This window comes from Haloarcula salina, from assembly GCF_049603855.1.
Lineage (GTDB): Archaea > Halobacteriota > Halobacteria > Halobacteriales > Haloarculaceae > Haloarcula > Haloarcula salina_A.
On sequence record NZ_CP187146.1, the window covers coordinates 1,544,989 to 1,561,106 of the forward strand.

14 protein-coding genes are annotated in these 16,118 nt (G+C 68.0%); 4 read left to right on the forward strand and 10 right to left on the reverse strand.

Going from position 1 to position 16,118, the window contains the following annotated elements; all coding sequences use genetic code 11:
* Nucleotides 1-13: 13 nt before the first annotated feature.
* Nucleotides 14-2,758 carry an AAA domain-containing protein gene (locus ACOZ4I_RS08070; RefSeq protein ID WP_424004659.1) on the forward strand — a complete coding sequence of 915 codons (2,745 nt, stop codon included), beginning with the start codon at nucleotides 14-16 and terminating at the stop codon, nucleotides 2,756-2,758.
* On the opposite strand, the gene ACOZ4I_RS08075 is transcribed toward ACOZ4I_RS08070, so the two are convergent.
* From ACOZ4I_RS08075 to ACOZ4I_RS08090, 4 genes are all read right to left on the reverse strand, one after another.
* A complete protein-coding gene (locus tag ACOZ4I_RS08075; RefSeq protein WP_424004660.1) occupies nucleotides 2,759-4,510 on the reverse strand; it encodes a PH domain-containing protein in 1,752 nt (583 codons plus the stop codon).
* Nucleotides 4,507-4,968: a PH domain-containing protein gene (locus ACOZ4I_RS08080; protein WP_424004661.1), complete on the reverse strand. Its 462-nt coding sequence runs from the start codon at nucleotides 4,966-4,968 to the stop codon at nucleotides 4,507-4,509. The genes ACOZ4I_RS08075 and ACOZ4I_RS08080 overlap by 4 nt, the downstream gene beginning before the upstream one ends.
* Before the next feature lie 93 nt (nucleotides 4,969-5,061).
* Nucleotides 5,062-5,700: a beta-class carbonic anhydrase gene (locus ACOZ4I_RS08085; RefSeq protein WP_424004662.1), complete on the reverse strand. Its 639-nt coding sequence runs from the start codon at nucleotides 5,698-5,700 to the stop codon at nucleotides 5,062-5,064.
* 65 nt (nucleotides 5,701-5,765) lie between these two features.
* Nucleotides 5,766-8,507: an ATP-dependent helicase gene (locus ACOZ4I_RS08090; protein WP_424004663.1), complete on the reverse strand. Its 2,742-nt coding sequence runs from the start codon at nucleotides 8,505-8,507 to the stop codon at nucleotides 5,766-5,768.
* Between the two features lie 151 nt (nucleotides 8,508-8,658).
* Between ACOZ4I_RS08090 and ACOZ4I_RS08095 the strand changes: the two genes are divergently transcribed.
* Complete coding sequence (locus ACOZ4I_RS08095) at nucleotides 8,659-9,477, forward strand: ArsR/SmtB family transcription factor (protein ID WP_424004664.1); 819 nt, start codon at nucleotides 8,659-8,661, stop codon at nucleotides 9,475-9,477.
* A 7-nt stretch (nucleotides 9,478-9,484) separates the two neighbouring features.
* Here the strand turns inward: ACOZ4I_RS08095 and ACOZ4I_RS08100 are convergent, their stop codons facing one another.
* Complete coding sequence (locus ACOZ4I_RS08100) at nucleotides 9,485-10,093, reverse strand: class I SAM-dependent methyltransferase (RefSeq protein WP_424004665.1); 609 nt, start codon at nucleotides 10,091-10,093, stop codon at nucleotides 9,485-9,487.
* Between the two features lie 304 nt (nucleotides 10,094-10,397).
* Between ACOZ4I_RS08100 and ACOZ4I_RS08105 the strand changes: the two genes are divergently transcribed.
* Nucleotides 10,398-11,156: an MBL fold metallo-hydrolase gene (locus ACOZ4I_RS08105; RefSeq protein WP_424004666.1), complete on the forward strand. Its 759-nt coding sequence runs from the start codon at nucleotides 10,398-10,400 to the stop codon at nucleotides 11,154-11,156.
* A gap of 24 nt (nucleotides 11,157-11,180) precedes the next feature.
* Here ACOZ4I_RS08105 and ACOZ4I_RS08110 read toward each other — a convergent pair whose 3' ends face one another.
* Both ACOZ4I_RS08110 and ACOZ4I_RS08115 read right to left on the reverse strand, forming a co-directional pair.
* Nucleotides 11,181-12,338: an ATP-binding protein gene (locus ACOZ4I_RS08110; RefSeq protein WP_424004667.1), complete on the reverse strand. Its 1,158-nt coding sequence runs from the start codon at nucleotides 12,336-12,338 to the stop codon at nucleotides 11,181-11,183.
* Nucleotides 12,339-12,458: 120 nt separating this feature from the next.
* Nucleotides 12,459-13,526 (reverse strand): mRNA surveillance protein pelota, encoded by a 1,068-nt coding sequence (locus ACOZ4I_RS08115; RefSeq protein ID WP_424004668.1) that lies wholly within the window; start codon nucleotides 13,524-13,526, stop codon nucleotides 12,459-12,461.
* A 340-nt stretch (nucleotides 13,527-13,866) separates the two neighbouring features.
* Between ACOZ4I_RS08115 and ACOZ4I_RS08120 the strand changes: the two genes are divergently transcribed.
* Entirely contained in the window at nucleotides 13,867-14,004 is a 138-nt protein-coding gene (locus ACOZ4I_RS08120; RefSeq protein WP_162413981.1) for a hypothetical protein, read from the forward strand.
* Nucleotides 14,005-14,090: 86 nt separating this feature from the next.
* Here the strand turns inward: ACOZ4I_RS08120 and ACOZ4I_RS08125 are convergent, their stop codons facing one another.
* The 3 genes from ACOZ4I_RS08125 to ACOZ4I_RS08135 all read right to left on the reverse strand — a co-directional run bounded on the left by ACOZ4I_RS08125 (nucleotide 14,091) and on the right by ACOZ4I_RS08135 (nucleotide 16,054).
* Nucleotides 14,091-14,453, reverse strand: coding sequence for a VOC family protein (locus ACOZ4I_RS08125; RefSeq protein ID WP_424004669.1), 363 nt, complete (start codon nucleotides 14,451-14,453; stop codon nucleotides 14,091-14,093).
* 131 nt (nucleotides 14,454-14,584) lie between these two features.
* Nucleotides 14,585-15,307: a DUF4013 domain-containing protein gene (locus tag ACOZ4I_RS08130; RefSeq protein WP_424004670.1), complete on the reverse strand. Its 723-nt coding sequence runs from the start codon at nucleotides 15,305-15,307 to the stop codon at nucleotides 14,585-14,587.
* 45 nt (nucleotides 15,308-15,352) lie between these two features.
* The gene (locus tag ACOZ4I_RS08135) at nucleotides 15,353-16,054 is read right to left on the reverse strand and encodes a DUF4013 domain-containing protein (RefSeq protein WP_424004671.1); all 702 of its coding nucleotides are present in this window, start codon (nucleotides 16,052-16,054) and stop codon (nucleotides 15,353-15,355) included.
* Nucleotides 16,055-16,118 lie beyond the last annotated feature (64 nt).

Here is a 16,118-nt window from a genome sequence, read left to right on the forward strand (position 1 = left end):
GGAGGGCCGAGCGATGAGCGAGGAGCGCGTCCGCGGCGTTGTCGTCGACGCGGCGGACCCGAAGACCGTGAACACGCAGTACGGCGAGAGCGAACTCTGTGAACTGACGATTCGGCCGGAGCGCGGGGCCGGCGAGCCGACGACGGTGACGCTCTGGGGCAAGTGGACCGAGACCGCCGAGGTCATCGAACCCGGCATGGAAGTCGCCGTCTACAACCCCGACGAGCGGGAGTACCGGGGCGAACAGCAGTACTCCGTCGGCGGCGACGCCACCCTCGTCGTGGAGCCGGACTTCCTCGTCGACGTGACCGACATCCGGTCGTGGGTGCAGTGCCCACGGATGTACTACCTCAACAAGCTCGACGGCGCTGACCACGCCTACCCGCTGGTGAAGGGGACCGTCGTCCACGAGGTGTTCGGTGACCTCCTGCGGGGCCGGGACATGGACGAGGCCATCGCGGAGCAGGTCGAGGCGGCAGGGCTGTCGATCGGCCTGCTGGGCCGCGAGGCCGACGAGGTGGCCGGCGACGTGCGCGACCACGCCGCGGCCATCCAGGGCTGGCTCCAGCAGGGGACGCTCACGGAAGCGGATAGAGCGGCGACAGCCGCTGACAACTCGGAGCGGGACTTCAGTCCCGCGGAGAGCGAGTGGCGCTCCGAGATGACGCTCATCTCCGAGCGCTTCGGCATGAAGGGGCGGGCCGACGCCGTCCGCCGGGGGATGCCGGTCGAACTCAAGACCGGCAAGAACACGAAGCGCGAACCGCGCTTTCAGGACAAGATCCAGGCGACAGCGTATGCCCTGATGCTCGGCGAGCGCGCGGCGGGAGACGGTGAGAGCGCCGTCGAGGCAGCGCCGAACACGGGGACGCTCCTGTACACGAAGAACGCCGCCGTGGACCGAAACGAAGAGAGCGGCGATCTCTCGCCCGCAAAGGAGTTCTCCATCGGCAGCGGCCTGCTGAACTACGTCGTCCGCGCTCGCAACGAGATCGCGGCGATGGAGTACGACGCGGGCGTGCCGACGGGCTACGAGGCCAACGCCAAGTGCGAGTATTGCTTCGAGCAGGACACCTGCATGGCCGTCTCGGGCCGCCTCGGCCAGGAGTCCAAGGCCGGCCAGGTCGGGCGGGCGATCCCGGACGCGGAGCGCGAGTACTTCGAGCGGTTCTACGAGGCCATCGAGGCAGAGCGCCGCGCCGTCCACCGCGAGTACGCGAAGCTCTGGGAGCAGACGCCCGAGGAACGGGCCGACGACGACCGCGCGCTCGTCGACCTCGAACCCGCCGGTCGCCGCGAACTCGACGGCGGCCGCTGGGAACTCCGCGCGACGGCGACGGGGGCCGTCTCGAAGATCCGCGAGGGGAACCTCGTGCTCGCCAGCGACGGCGACCCGGTGACGGGGAACGCAGAACTGGCGCGGGTCGAACGCCTCGACGACGAGGTGGTCGTCACCGCAGACGAGCCCCTCGACCTTCGACGGCTCGACGTGTACCCCTCGGAGTTGACGACCGACCGCCTCCAGAACGCGCTCCACGACGCGCTGTTGCTCCAGTCGGCCGAGGACAAGGACGTGCTGTTCGGCCGGCGCGATCCCGAGTTCGACGCCGTCGACGAGACGTTCATCGACAACAACGACGCCCAGAACGAGGCGGTCGGGCTGGCCGTCGGGGCCGAGGACTTCGCGCTCGTCCACGGCCCGCCCGGAACGGGCAAAACCTACACGCTGGCCCGGATGGTGCGGGCCTTAGTTGCTCGCGGCGACCGCGTCCTCCTCTCGGCGTTCACGAACCGCGCCGTCGACAACCTCATCGAGGCGCTGGAAGACCAGGGCTTCACCGACATCGTCCGCGTGGGGACCGAGAGCGGCGTCCGCGAGGACATGCAACAGTACCGCCTGGAGACCAGCGGGGACCCGGGGGAGTGCGCAGGCCGCCTCCAGAACGCGCAGGTGGTCGCGGCGACGACCGCCACCTGCGGCGGGACGACGCTCCAGACCCAGGCATTCGACGTGGCCGTCGTCGACGAGGCGGGCCAGCTGACCGAACCGGGGACGCTCGCCGCGACGACGCTGGCCGATCGCTTCGTCCTCGTCGGCGACCACCAGCAACTGCCCCCGGTGGTCCAGTCCGAGGACGAGACGCTGTCGACCTCGCTGTTCGAGCGCCTGATCGACGCCCACCCCGAGGCCGGCGTCATGCTGGACCGCCAGTACCGCATGGCCCAGCACATCCAGGCGTTCGCCTCCCGCGAGTTCTACGACGGGCAGTTGCGGCCCGCGACGGGCGAGGTAGCCGCCCAGCGCATCGACCACCTCGACGGCGTCTCGCTGGACGCGCTGCCGGCCCACCTCCGCGACCGTGTCTCCTTTGTCGACCCCGACGGGAGCCAGCGGGGGAACACGAACCCCGCCGAGGCCGACGCCGTCGCCGAGGTCGTGGCAGCCTACCGCGAGGCCGGCGTGCCCGCGGACGACATCGGCGTCATCGCGCCGTACCGCGCGCAGGTCGCAGAGATTACCAGGCGGCTCCCGGACGTGGCCGTCGACACGGTGGACCGCTTCCAGGGGTCGAGCAAGGAGGTCATCGTCGTCTCCTTCGTCGCGACGGGCGCGCTCGACGGCCCCATCTTCGAGGACTACCGCCGCATCAACGTCGCGCTGACGCGGGCGAAGAAGGCGCTCGTCCTCGTCGGCGACGCCGACGCGCTGGCGACCGACGAGGTGTACGGCCGGATGGTCGAGTGGGCGCGGGGCTGACTACTCGTCGTCGGTCGCCGCTCCGTCGTCGGTCGACATCCTGTCGTCGGTCGACATCCCGTCGTCGTCTGTCGCCCCCTTTTCGCTCGCCACTGATTCGTCCGTATCCAAGCGGTCACCGGCCTCCGCTCCCTCGTCGTCCGCCGCGTCGCCCCGCCGTCGCGCCGCGATGTGCGCGGTGAGGCGGCGCCGGAGTTCTTCTCTGAGTTCGACCGCCACGCTCTCGTCGAGGTCGTACGCTCGTGCGACCCCGCCGAGCAGGCTCGACGAACTGGCCGTGTCGGCCCCGACCGTCGCCAGGTCGCGGCGGCGCTGGAACGGCGACCGGGTGACGAACACCGTCTGGAGCCGGTAGTACGGGACGATGCGGGTGGTCCGCCGCCAGAAGCCGCTTCGCGTCGCCAGCACGTGGTCGTCGAGGTCGAAGCCGCGGTGTCGCCAGCGGAGGTGCGCGGCCGGCAGGACCGGCAGGAAGAGCGCGAGGGCGACCCACCAGTACCCCGTTTCGAAGACCAGCGAATCTGCCGCGTACGCAACGGCGGTCAGCCCGGCGGCGGCCAGTGAGAACCTGGCGGCGTAGCGCCGCCGGGCGCGCTCGGGCGGGCGCTCGAAGTCGAGGTCGCCGAACGGCTCGATGTCGCGGGCCAGTTCGGACACCTCGTCGCGGGCGGCGAGCGGGACCGCGACGCCCTGGGTGGACTGCTGGTCGCCGCCGCTGTAGCCCGCCGTCTCGACGACGAGCGAGGCGTAGCCGAACCGCCGCATCAGGACGTTCTCGCGGACGGTGAGCGTCTGGACCTTCTCCAGTGGGATGTTCCCGCTGTAGCGCCGGAGGAGGCCGCGCTCGTAGCGGAGGTCGCCGTTCGCTCGCGTCAGCCGGAAGCCGTGGTACTCCACGACGGTCAGGACGACGCTGACCACGAGCGCGACCAGGAGGAACTGCGCGACCGTCACGGCAGCGAAGACGAGCAGTTGGGTGCCTTCGGGCGACCCGAACAGCCACGGGAGCACGGACTCGGTCACGCCGACGAGGTCGGCGTTGAACCCCAGTACGACCCGGACGATATCCATTCCGAGCGGCAGGCCGGCGAGCGTCAGCACGGGCGCGGCGGGGCGCACCGAGACGACGGCGTAGGTGAGCAGTTCGCGCCAGCCGAACTCGAACAGGAGTTCGCCGTCCGGTTCCGAGTCGGTGGAAGTGCCGGCAAACGAACCGGTCGGCTCTCCGCGGTCCTCACCTGCGAGTGCGTCGTCCGTCGGCTCGCTTGCGTCCGGCCGGGCCGCCTCCGTCTCGGATCCCGATTCGGCCGCCGTCTCGCGGTCGCGCCGACGGACGTAGTTCCGGAGTCGTTCGACCTCAGACTCCTCGACGGCGTCGAGCGTGGCCTCGGTCGCGCTGCCGCCGGCCGTCTCGAATCGCACGACTGAGAGTCCGAGGAGCCGGTTGACGACGTTCTGCTCCACGTCGACGTTCTGGACGCGGCCGAGCGGAATCTGGCGGGACTGCCGGGCGAACACGCCGGACTCGACGCTGAGCGTGTCGCCGTCGAGTTCGTAGCGAAAGCGGAGATAGCGCGCCAGCGCGTAGCCGCCGCCGAGCAGCGCGCCGAACACCGCGACGAGCGGGACCGAGAGTGCCGGGAGGAACGCCGTGCCCGCGCCGACGGAGCCTGCGAAGAACCCGAAGAACGCGCCCTGGAGCGCGCCGCGGGCGACGCGGACGACGGCGCTGCGGGGATGCAGCCGCGTCATACCGCGTCGGTGGCCTCGCTCTCGATGGCGAGGTCGCGGAGCCGTTCGCGCAGTTCTGTCGCTCGCTCGGGGCGGAGGCCGGGAATGGTGATGTCAGCGCCGCGAGAGCCGGCCGTGTAGACGACGACGCTCGCCAGGCCGACCGAGCGCTCGATGGGGCCGCGCGTGGTGTCTACGTGCTGGACCCGGACGTACGGGACCGACGTGTCGGTCCGGGTCACCACCCCGCGTATCAGAAAGAGCGCGTCGTCCTGTAACTCGAAGCGCCAGATGCGGTGGGCGAGCAGCGCGCGGCCGACGCCCGCGGCGGCGAGAACGAGCCACCCGGCGGCGATGGCCGTCTGCGGGAGCGCGACGAAGAACCGGTCGACGGCCAGCGCGATGGCCGCGAGCACGGTGGTCCGAAGGACGGACGACAGCGCCCACAGGAGTCGCACGCGGGGGTGGAGCCTCTCCATACCCGGTTCGAGGGGGCGGGCGGGGATTAACGGTTGGGCTTCGGCCGCGGGAGCGGGTCGGCGCGACAGGCGGATTTCCCAGATACGGGCGTCTCAGGCGCGCTCATTTACGTTCTCGCTGATCCGCTCGCCGGGCCGTCTGAGGTGGCCGCTCTCGACCTCGTACACGTAGCCGCTGACGGTGACGTTTTCGGGAATCAGGTCGTGGTTCTCTAAGTACTCCACCTGGGCGGCGCAGGCCACGTCGATGTCGTCGGTCATCCGGACCCACTCAGCGATGGACGCGTCGCCGATGTTCAGTTCGGGGAGCGACGGGTCGAGCGTGAGGTCCGAGAGGTCGCCGTTTACCGCGGCCTGGAACCCGTCGACGATGGCCTCGTCGGACGCGCTCATCATCCCGCAGTCGGTGTGGTTGAGGACGATGATCTCCGTCGTGTCGAAGAACTGCGTCGTCAGCGCGGCCGACCGGATCACGTCGTCTGTCACCTTCCCGCCGGCGTTCCGGAATATCTGTGCGTCCCCCAGCGAGAGACCGAGTACGTCTTCGACGGGAATCCGCTCGTCCATGCACGCGACGACGAGCAGTTGCTTGTCGGTCGGGATTCCCTTTCGGCGGCGACACGCCCAGTCGTCCCGGGCGTCGATACCCGATTCGACCGTCTCGTGGACGCGTCCGGCCTCCGGCGCTGTCCGGTCGTGGGCCTCGTCGCTCTCGTGTGTGTGGTGTGCCATTGCGTATCAGGCTTGGTGAGCACGGCCCATTACTATTCCCACGGTAGCTGAACCGCGCGACGGGGTCAGTCGTCCGTGACCACTGCCGCATCCCCGTCGTCGATTTCGTCGAGGACGCGGCGGTGGAATTCCTGGAGGACCGCGGACTCGTCCTCGGCCAGCACCACGTCGCTGGCCATCAGCGTCGCGAGGCCGAAGGCTCGCGGAGATGGGGAGTCGACGCGCGTCTTGACCACGTCCACCTCGCCGTCGCGCACGCTCGAGAGGACCGCCACGACGCCGTCGACGTGGAGCTTGTCTTCCAGAATCTCGCGATAGGTCTCCTCGACGACGGCGAACTCGCCGAGATCCTGTGCGAACCCGAGCAGCATCTCCGAGGAGACCTGCTGCTCGCTGGCGGACTTCTCGTAGCCCTTGTAGCGCTTGAGGATCATCAGCGAGCGCGTGGCGTTGATGCGGAAGTACCGCTGGAGCAGGTCCGTCCCGTCGAGGCTGGCCCGGAGGTCCTCGCGGACCACCGCGGGGTCGATGTCGGTGAGGATGCGCTCGACGTCGACCTTGCGGTTCAGCGGCATCGAGAGGGTGAAGCCGTTGTCGGCGACGGCGACCTGGACGTTCGCGCTGGCCGCCTGCGCGATGCGGTAGGCGAGCAGGCGCGAGAGCCCGTCGTTGAACCGCCGGCCGTAGTTCGAGTGGACGTAGTAGTGGCGCTCGTACTCGTCGTGGTCCAGCGCCTCCTCGATGACCAGTCGGTCCGACGTGGCGACGCTGTCGGCCCCGGCGTAGGCGACCTGCTCGCGGAACATCCGCGCGATGGCCCGCACGCTGTTCTCGTCGACGGGGAAGGTCCTGAGCCAGTTGCGGACCTCGGACATCCCGCCGGCTTCGAGGCGGTCGAGCAGGTCCCGCTGGAAGTCAAGTATCTCGCGGCCGAGGTCGTACGACAGCGGCAGGCGCTCTGAGAACCACGAGGGGACCGTCGGCCGCGCGGCCGTCCGGTCGACGTACACCTTCGACCCGCGCCGGTAGCGGTACTCGAAGTTGTCGCCGCCGAGGACGAACACGTCGCCCGTCTCCAGCGTGTCGAGGTAGGACTCGTCCAGTTGGCCGACCCAGTCGTCGCCGCTGCGGGTGATCACGTCGCAGGTAAAGGAGTCCGGAATCGTGCCGATGTTGGTCATGTAGATGACGCGAGCGAGGCGGCCGCGCTTGCCCAGCAGCGGTTCGCCCACGTCGAACGCCTCGTAGTGGTACTCCCCATCGGGCGGGTCATTCTCGTCGCGCCACACCTTGGCGTAGACGTTCTTGTCCTCCAGCCCCGGGTAGTCCGCCGTCAGGTACCGCATGAGCTGTTCCCACTCGTCGTCCGTGTAGTTCCGATAGGGGTAGGCCCGCCGCAGGACGCCCTTGACCTCTCGCTCGGGCCGGACGCGATTGATGGCCATGCCGTAGACGTGCTGGGTCGCCACGTCCTGTGCGTTCTCGGGGACGAACACCCGGTCGACGAACCCCGACTCGGCCTTCTGGAGCATCACAGCGCACTCCACGAGTTCGTCGCGGTCCAGCGCGACGACGCGGCCCTCGACGGTCTCGCCGAGCTGGTGGCCCGCCCGCCCGATGCGCTGGAGGAGCGCGGCGACCGACTTGGGCGAGCCGACCTGGACGACGAGGTCGATGTGGGGCATGTCGATGCCGAGTTCGAGGCTGGTCGAGGTCGTCACCACGTCGAGCGTGCCGGCCTTCAGCGACTCCTCGACGTCGCGGCGCTTCTCCTTCGAGAGCGAGCCGTGGTGACACCCGGAGTTCGACTCGTCGTAGGCGTCGAACTTCTCCCGGAGGTTGTGGAGCACCCGCTCGGCCCCCGACCGGGTGTTCGTGAACACCAGCGTGTTCGTGTGGGACTGAACGTGCTCGTGGAGTTGCTTGTAGAACCGCTCGGTTACGATGTCCCGCGGCGTGTTGATGAGGTCGTCGGCCGGACACGACAGTTCGACGTCGAAGTCCCGCGCGAAGCGCGTGTCCACGATCTCGTAGTCGCGGGGGTCGCCACCCGGCGTCTCGCGACCGACGAGGAACTCCGCGACGGTGTCGAGCGGCTCGACGGTGGCCGAACAGCCGATGCGCGTGGGCGACTGCTCGACCATCTCCTCTAAGCGCTCCAGCGACACCGAGAGGTGCGTCCCGCGCTTGTTCTCCGCGAGGCTGTGGATCTCGTCGACGATGACGTACTCGACGGTCTCCAGTTTCTCCTTGAACTTGGGGGAGTTGAGGAGGATGGCGAGCGTCTCCGGCGTCGTGTTGAGGATGTGGGGCGTGGTTTCGAGCATCGCCTGACGCTCGCTGTCGCTGGTGTCGCCGTGGCGGATGGCGTGGCGGATGTCCACGTCCTCCCCGCGGTCGTCGAGCTTTGCCGTGATGTCGTCTAGCGGCCGTTCGAGGTTCCGGTGGATATCGTTGGCCAGCGACTTCAGCGGTGAGACGTACAGGCAGTACACCGAGTTCTCCAGGTCGTCCGCACGGGCCTTCGCGAACAGTTCGTTGATGATGCCGGTAAAGGAGGCGAGCGTCTTGCCGCTCCCCGTCGGCGCGCAGATCAAGGCGTTCTCCCCCTCGTGAATCAGCGGGATCGCTTCCTTCTGGGGCGGCGTGAAGAAGCCGCCGTTGCCGGGGACGAACTCGCCGAACTGCTCGACCCACCACTCTCTGACGACGGGCGCGAGCAGGTCTAGCACGTCGCCGTCGTCGATGTCGACCGCGTCCGGGTCGAACTCCGGGTCAATCGCTGCCAGGCGCTCGCGTCCTCCCATCGTCGGCTCTTGTCGGGCAGTAGGGCCGACACGGCAAGTGGGTTCCGCTGTCTCGGGGCCGGCACGCGCCGCTCGCGGCCGGCGGGGCGTGACTCAAACGGCGCTGTGAGGTTCCACGAGATTCATTACGCTGGGCGGCACTGAAACGGATATGTCCTTGCTGCCCTCTCGCGGTCCCGACGCGAGCACCTCTCAGGACGGGGAGCTCCAGGTCGTCGGGGTCGACGAAGACGTCTCCGCCGTTCTGGACGCCCTCTCCTCCGAGACCGCCCGGGAGATCCTCAACGCGGTCTACGACGACCCGGGCACGCCCTCTGAACTGGCCGACCGCCTCGGCATGTCGATCCAGAAGGTGTCCTACCACCTTGAGAAACTGGAAGACGAGGAACTCATCGCCGTCGCCGGGACCCAGTACTCCGAGAAAGGCCAGGAGATGAAGGTGTACGAACCCCCCGACGACCCGCTCGTCCTGTTCGTTGGGACGCGAGAGCGAAAGCGCTCGCTGCGTTCGCTGGTCCAGCGGGTGCTCCCCGTCGTCGGAGTCCTCACGGCGGCCAGCGTGATGATGCAGGTACTCCTCGGTCGCGTGCCGTTCCAGTTCGACTCCAGCGGCGCGGGCGGCGGCGACGCCGGGACGAGCGGTGCGGGATCGGAGAGCGACGTGCAGGCTGGCGGCGGGCCGACGAACGAGACGGTGGCGGCCCAGGGAACGCCAACACCCGACGGCGGCGACGGCGGTGACGGCGGTTTCCAGATTGCCGAGGCGACGGAGACGCCAGCACCCGCGACAGAAGCGCCGGCGACGCCGGCACCGACGCCGGCCGAAGCGATGACCGAGCAGGCGCGGCAGGTGACCACGGAAGCGGCTGGCGGCGGGTTCGGCCTCGAACCCGGCGTCGCGTTCTTCCTCGGCGGCCTGCTGGTGGTCTCGCTGTACGTCGCGTACTGGGCCTACGCGGAGTACCGCTGAGCGCCCGTTAGACCGACCGCTCGGCCACCAGGACGCCCGCCTGCTCGGTGACCATCTCGACGGCCGTCAGCGCGTAGCCCGCGTCGGTGAACGCGTCGGCGAGCAGGCCGAACGTCGCCGGGTCGTCGACCGCCGGGTCGTAGAACGGGGCGTCCGCCTCGTCGTCGCCGAACAGCATCACGTCCCCGAGCACGATTCGACGCGGCTCCAGCGCGGCGAGCGCGTCGATAGCGTCGCGCTTCTCGTCGTCGCCGAGATGGTGCATCGCGAAGTTCGACGTGACGACGTCGACCGGCCCGTCGACGTTCGGGTCGCGGAACCGCCCCTCGGCGAACGAGACGTTGTCGACGCCGCGTTCGGCGGCTTTCTCGCGGGCCTGCTCCAGCATTCCCTCGCTGATGTCGCGGCCGATCACTTCGCCGGCGTCCGGCGCGAGGGCGAACGCGATCGCGCCCGTCCCCGTCCCGACGTCGAGAACCACGTCGTCCTCCGCGGGTGCAGCGTGTTTCACGACGAAGTCGACGCAGGCGCGGTACGCGTCGGAGTCCTGACTCTCGTCGTAGTCGGCGGCGTGTTCGGAGAACCGTTCCGCGTGCTCGTCGAGTGACTTCTTCATAGCCGGCCTTCGTCGCGGTCGTACAAGTGGGCTGGCATCCGACCGTCGAACGCCCGTTTCGGCCGGAGCGGCTATCGCTAAAAATCGATTTTGAGCCACGAGTGGACTTTTGCTATCCCCCGTCGAAGGACGAAGTGCGCCGTCGACGGGTGACTTGCCCCGACCGAGTCCGCCCTGGTGTCGTCCCCGCCGACGGCCATCCCCGCCCTCTCCGCTGACGCACCCTGAATGGGTTCCCCCGTTCGGGTATCCCCTGACGCTCCCTTCCACCAACGCCTTTGTCCTCCGCCCGCAGTCCTCCGGTATGCGCCTCACGTTCCTCGGCACCGGCAGCGCCATGCCGACCGGCACCCGGATGCAGTCCGGCTACCTCCTCCAGAGCGGCGATAACCGCCTGCTCGTCGACTGCGGCAGCGGCGTCTTGCACGCGCTCGCCCGGACTGAAGCCGGGTACGAGGGCGTCGATACCGTCTTGCTGTCCCATCACCACCTCGACCACGTCTCGGACCTCGACGTGCTCATGAAAGCGCGGTGGCTGGCCGGCGAGACTGACCTGACGGTGGCCGGGCCGCCCGGCACGAGCCAGTTGGTCCACGACCTGCTGTCGGTCCACGACTACATGGAGGACCGACTGGATCTGACGCTCAGGGACCTCGACGAGGGTCCGTTCGACCTCGCCGGCTTCGACGGCGCGGCGTTCGAAACGCGCCACTCGATGCAGTGTTTCGCCTATCGCCTCGCCGTCGGCGACGGGCCGACGATCACGCTGGGGGGAGACTCCGAGGCGTTCACCGACCTGGTCGAGTTCGCCGACGGGTCGGCTGTGCTGGTCCACGACTGCTCCTTCCCCGACGACGTGGACGTGTCGAACCACCCGACGCCGATGGCACTCGGCCAAGCGCTGACCGAGGCGGACGCCGAGGTCGGACGGGTGTACCTGACGCACCTGTACCCCCATACCGAGGGCCGACACGAGGAGATGCTCGACTCGCTGGGCGAGCACTACGACGGCGACGTGCGCTTCGCCGATGACGGCGTGACGATCACCGTCGGCGCACGGTAGCCGTTGCAAAACGCCGTCCGAGGCTTAGACTCGTTCGAGCGTGACGCGGAACTCCGCGCCGCCGTACTCGCTGTCGGTGACGCCGACGCTGCCGCCGTAGGACTCGGTGAGCGCCCGGACGAATCCGAGGCCGAACCCGGTCCCCGAACTCTCCCGGCCCTTGACGCCCATCTCGAAGATCTGTTCGCGGAGGGCCGGCGGGACGCCGCTCCCGTCGTCCGCGAACCGGACCGTGACCTCGTCGGGTCCGGTCGCCTCAGGGAGCACCCTAACGTGGACCTCGCCTTCGTTGTGGACGGCGGCGTTGGACATGACGTTGGTGAACACGGAGTCGAGCAGGTCGCCGCCGAACACCTGGTACTCGACGGCCGACTCGTCGAATTCGACGGTCAGCGACTCGTAGTTCTGCTCGACCTCGCGAACGGTCTGACCGAGGACGGCGGCGAGGTCGCGGGGTTCGGGGTTGTCCTGTGCTTCGAGCGTCGAGACGAGGTCGCCGACGCGCTGGATCAGGTCCGCAGCGCTCTCGGCCGCGCGCTGTATCTTGCCGGCGTACTCCGCGGGCTGGCCGTCGACTTCTCCGGCGACTACGTCGGCGAAGCCCGCGATGATCTGGAGGTCGTTGCCCAGGTCGTGGCGCAGGAGGCGGTCGTACATCTCGATCATCTCCTTTCTGGTCTCCAGGTCCCGGTGGGCGCGCTCCAGTCGTTCGCGCGAACGGATGTTACTGATGGCCGTCGCCGCGTGGGAGGCGAGTATCTCCAGCGGCCGGACGACTTCGTCGCCGAACGCTTCGACCGACCGCGAGCGGGTGACGAGTACCGCCGTCACCTCGTCGCCCATCTGTGCCGGCACCGCGAGTGCGCCGATCACCGCCGAGTCCGGGTCGACCCGAGCGAGGTCTCCCTGCTCGGCGACCGTCTCGCTGGCCTCCGTGGCCCGACGGGCGAGCTCGCTCGGCGCGTCGCCAGGGACGAAGTTCGGGTTCGTGCTGTGGACGACGCGGAGGTCGCCGTCACGGACCTCGACGAACGTGGAGTACGAGAACTCGAACAGCAGGGACATCGCCTCCAGCGTGAGTGAGACGACCTCGTCGACAGAGTCACAGCGATTGAGCGCCTGTCCGTACTTGTTGAGGTCGGCGACCTGCCGAGCGAAGTCTTGTTTGTCCTCGAATGACATGGCGAACTCCCGCGAGCGTGTGGGTTATCAGCCAATAGATACCGGTGCAAAAAACGGTTTCGGGGAACTCAACTCAGGTGCCGGTGTCTGCCGACCGAAAACGGCCGCTGGCGTCCCAGTTCAGTCGAGCCGATACCGGAGCAACGCGGCGATACCGCCCAGGTTCGCGAGCTGCTGGCCGGGAGCGAATTCGGCGGAGAAGACGGTCACGTCGCCGCCCTTCTGTTCGGTCGTCTCGATGAGCCGGTCCACGTCGACGTCCCAGTCCCCCTCGCCGGCACGCTCTTTCCTGAGCCGGTCGTCCAGGACCAGTAGCGTCTCGATAGCGCCGTAATCGGCCGCCTTCGCGACTTCTTCGGGACCGTATGCGACCTCCGCGCCCTCGCCGATTCGGGCCATCAGTTCGTCGATGTAGTCCGCCTCCTCGGCGATACGGGTCTGCTGTTGCACGTCCTCGACCGCGCCGCGCTTGAGGACCTCGTGGACGCCGCGGTCCCCCACGCCCGCGGTGTCGACGACCGTGATCTGCGCCGCTATCTCGGGGATCTCATCTTCGAAGTAGTCGAGGGCGTCCTGCTTGGTGAAGCCGGGGCCAGCGAGGATGTAGGCGTCAACGTCCTGGCGCTTCAGCACGTCGGCCAGTTCGGCGAACAGCTCCTTTCGCGGGCGGGCGTACTCACCCTTGCCCGTGGTCGAGGTGATGCTCGCACGCTCCTCGGTCCCGTACTGGGCGACGGTGTGGACGTGGGCCTCGCCCTCCTCGACGGTGGCGATGGCCACGTCGGGGTTCTCCGTGGCCTCGACGGCCTCCTCCAGGCGGTCGGCCTGATCGGGCTTCAGGTGCTTTTCGACGGTGATCTCGGTGTGCTCCTCGACGTTGATGGTGTGGTGAAAGCCCAGCTGATCCTCCCGCGAGCAGTCGACGATCTCGCCGCCAACGCGCAGGCGGTTGGCGAACTTCGCGAACTCGACGTCGGTGACCTCGATCTGGAGCCACATGTGCTCGCGCTCGCCGCCGCTGTCCCGAAGGTTGTCGTCGTTGCGCTGGATCCGCCGGGTGGTGTCGCCCGAGACGAGATCACCCGGTTCGACGACGTGGGAGAGGTGCCAGAGGTCGTCGAGCGTCTCGGGGACCACCTCGATGCGCTCGCGGCCCTCGGCGGTGGTCTCCCGGCTCTTGATCTGCATACCGGACGGTCCGCCGTACGGACACAAGTGCCCTGCTATTCGATTCGGAACGCGGCCGGCCCGCAGGTGTGGGGTACCCCCGCTCGGGCAGCAGTGCTGTCGATCGACCAGCGGCCCCTAACCCCCTCGGTTCGTCTAGAGACCGCCGGACGACCCAGTGATCAGGCAGTGAAAAGTGCCAGTCGAACCGCACCCCAATAGCCTATATGGAGCTATTGAATATGATTACCGCTCGAATCGCTACAATTATTACGGATACCGAACCATGATGTGACGAGTTCTCAGGGAGGGGGACTGGACGATGGAACAGATTTTCAAACTTGAATATCACCCTGTCGGCATGAACCCGCGCCGTATCCGATTTCTCCTCCTGCCGAACGCCGAAACTATCAAGCAAGTAACTGAAGAACGAGTCGAAGGGGACTGGCGGGAGCTCCGCGTCGAAGTGATTGACTACTTCGAATACTCCGACGAATGACGGCGGCGCTCACGGTCGCCCGCCGTATCCGTCGGACTATGACCGTGAACGCGGCAGTGAACCGACACTCGGCTCCAGACCGTTTCTCACTGGTATTCGCTCACGCAGAAGCCGTTGCCTTCGGGGTCTTCCAGAACCGTCCAGGTGGCCGTGTGCGTTTCGTACGTTTCGGTCTTGGTCTCGCGGACCGATGCCCCGAGTGACCGCAGTTCGTCGACCGTCGATTCCCGATCCGTCGTCGACAGATCGAGATGGATCGGCAGGTTCCGCTCTGTCCCTTTCGGTTGCTCTTTGAACAGTAAGTCGGGACCGTCGCCGGGTCGGTCGACGATTTCGGGGTCGAGCGCGGCCGGTAATTCTCGGCGCTCGCCGTCGAGGGCTGCAGCCCAGAAGGCCGCCAGTTCGTCCGCGCTCGCACAGGCGAAGGTAATGAATTCGATCTCGGGCATGCATGAGAAGCATCATTCGTAGCCTGAATATAACTGTGGGTCGTCGGAAAGAACTGCCGTGATCGCGCGGATACGACCGACACATCGACCGACCGGACGCGAATAGCCGCCGGACTGGCAGGCACCGCCTCCTACCGAGTCGATCCGCCAGAAGCGGACTCGCGGGCGCCCGCGAGCGCCGGCAGGTCGCCGGCCGCCGTCCCGATGGCGTAGGCCCCGGCCATGTTTCCGTAGAACGAGATAACGGGGACGAGGAGGACGCCGATCACCGTTGCAGCGGCGACGCCGGCGACCGCCTGTGCCACGACGGCGATGACGACGGCGACCAGCCAGGCGACGGCGTACGTCCGGGAGCCGCCGATTTCGCGGAGCGTTCCGGGGGAGAACGCCGCGCTCGCGCGTCCCGTGACCGCGTAGGCCGCGATGGCCGCGGGAAAGAGGTACGCCGCGGCGACGACGATGGCGACGGTCACGAGTATCACGGCCAGCGCGAGGAGCAAGCCGCCGATAGCGAGGTTCGACGCCGGTGGCTCGCCGCCCGGCGACGACACGACCGTGACTGGGAGGACGAGCGACGCGATCGCGAGGCCGAGCACCACAAGCGGCACCACCCCGTAGACGACTCCGATGAGGAAGCCGACGAGGCCTTCGACGAGGAGATCCGTCCACTCGTCGAACACCGGCAGCGACTCGTCGTCGCCCGCGGCGACCGCTCGGATGACTCTGATGAGGTAGCCGTACACCAGCAACGCGGGGACGATGAAGACGCCGAGCACGCTCAACAGGCCGCCGATGACCAGCGTCTCGACGTTCTTCTCTCCGGCCCAGGGGTATCGAATGGCTTCTTCGAGCATGATAGCTGAAGGGATGTCTGAAAACAGGGTGATTGTTCGGGTCGCTCAGGCGGCCGGTCGGCCGGCGGGCATCTCGTCGCCGTCGTCGACCGACGGCATCTCGTTGACGGCGGTCCCGATGGCGTAGGCCCCGGCGACGTTCGCGTAGAACGTCAGGAAGGGGGCGAGCAGCGCGCCGATGAGGACGGCGTTCAGGACGCCGATGACGACGCCGCTGAGGAGGCTAATCGCGAAGGCGACCAGCCAACCAGTGGCGTAGGTCCGGCTGAAGGCCATCCGGCGGATTTCACCGGGCGAGAACGCCGCGGCGATGCTGTCGGTTCGGACGAACGCGACGACGGCGGCCGGGAGCACGTACGCCATAGCCAGCGAGACGATGGCCACGGCGAGGGCCGCGACGACCACGATGAAGCCGACGGCCAGCCCGCTTCCCGCTCCGTTCCCGCCGAGACCGGCCGTCACGCCGCTCGCGAGCAGCGCGACGACGGCGATGGCCGCCGGGACGAGCGAGTAGACGAACCCGATGACGAACACCTTCAGGCCGTCCATCCCGAGGTCGCCCCAGTCGTCGAACTCCGGCGGTTCGGTCTCGCCGTTCAGTACCCCCCGGAGCGTGCGGACGACGTAGCCGATGACGAAGAACGTCGGGACGACCAGGAAGCTGAAGAACAGCAGGAGACCGCCGATGACGATGGTCTTCACTGCGCTGTCGCTCTCTCGCGGATAGTTGAGTGCGTCTTGGAACATTGTGTGACTCCTCCGTGACACGCGCCTGGCCGGCGTGGCGACTGCCACGTCAGTCACGACGAGC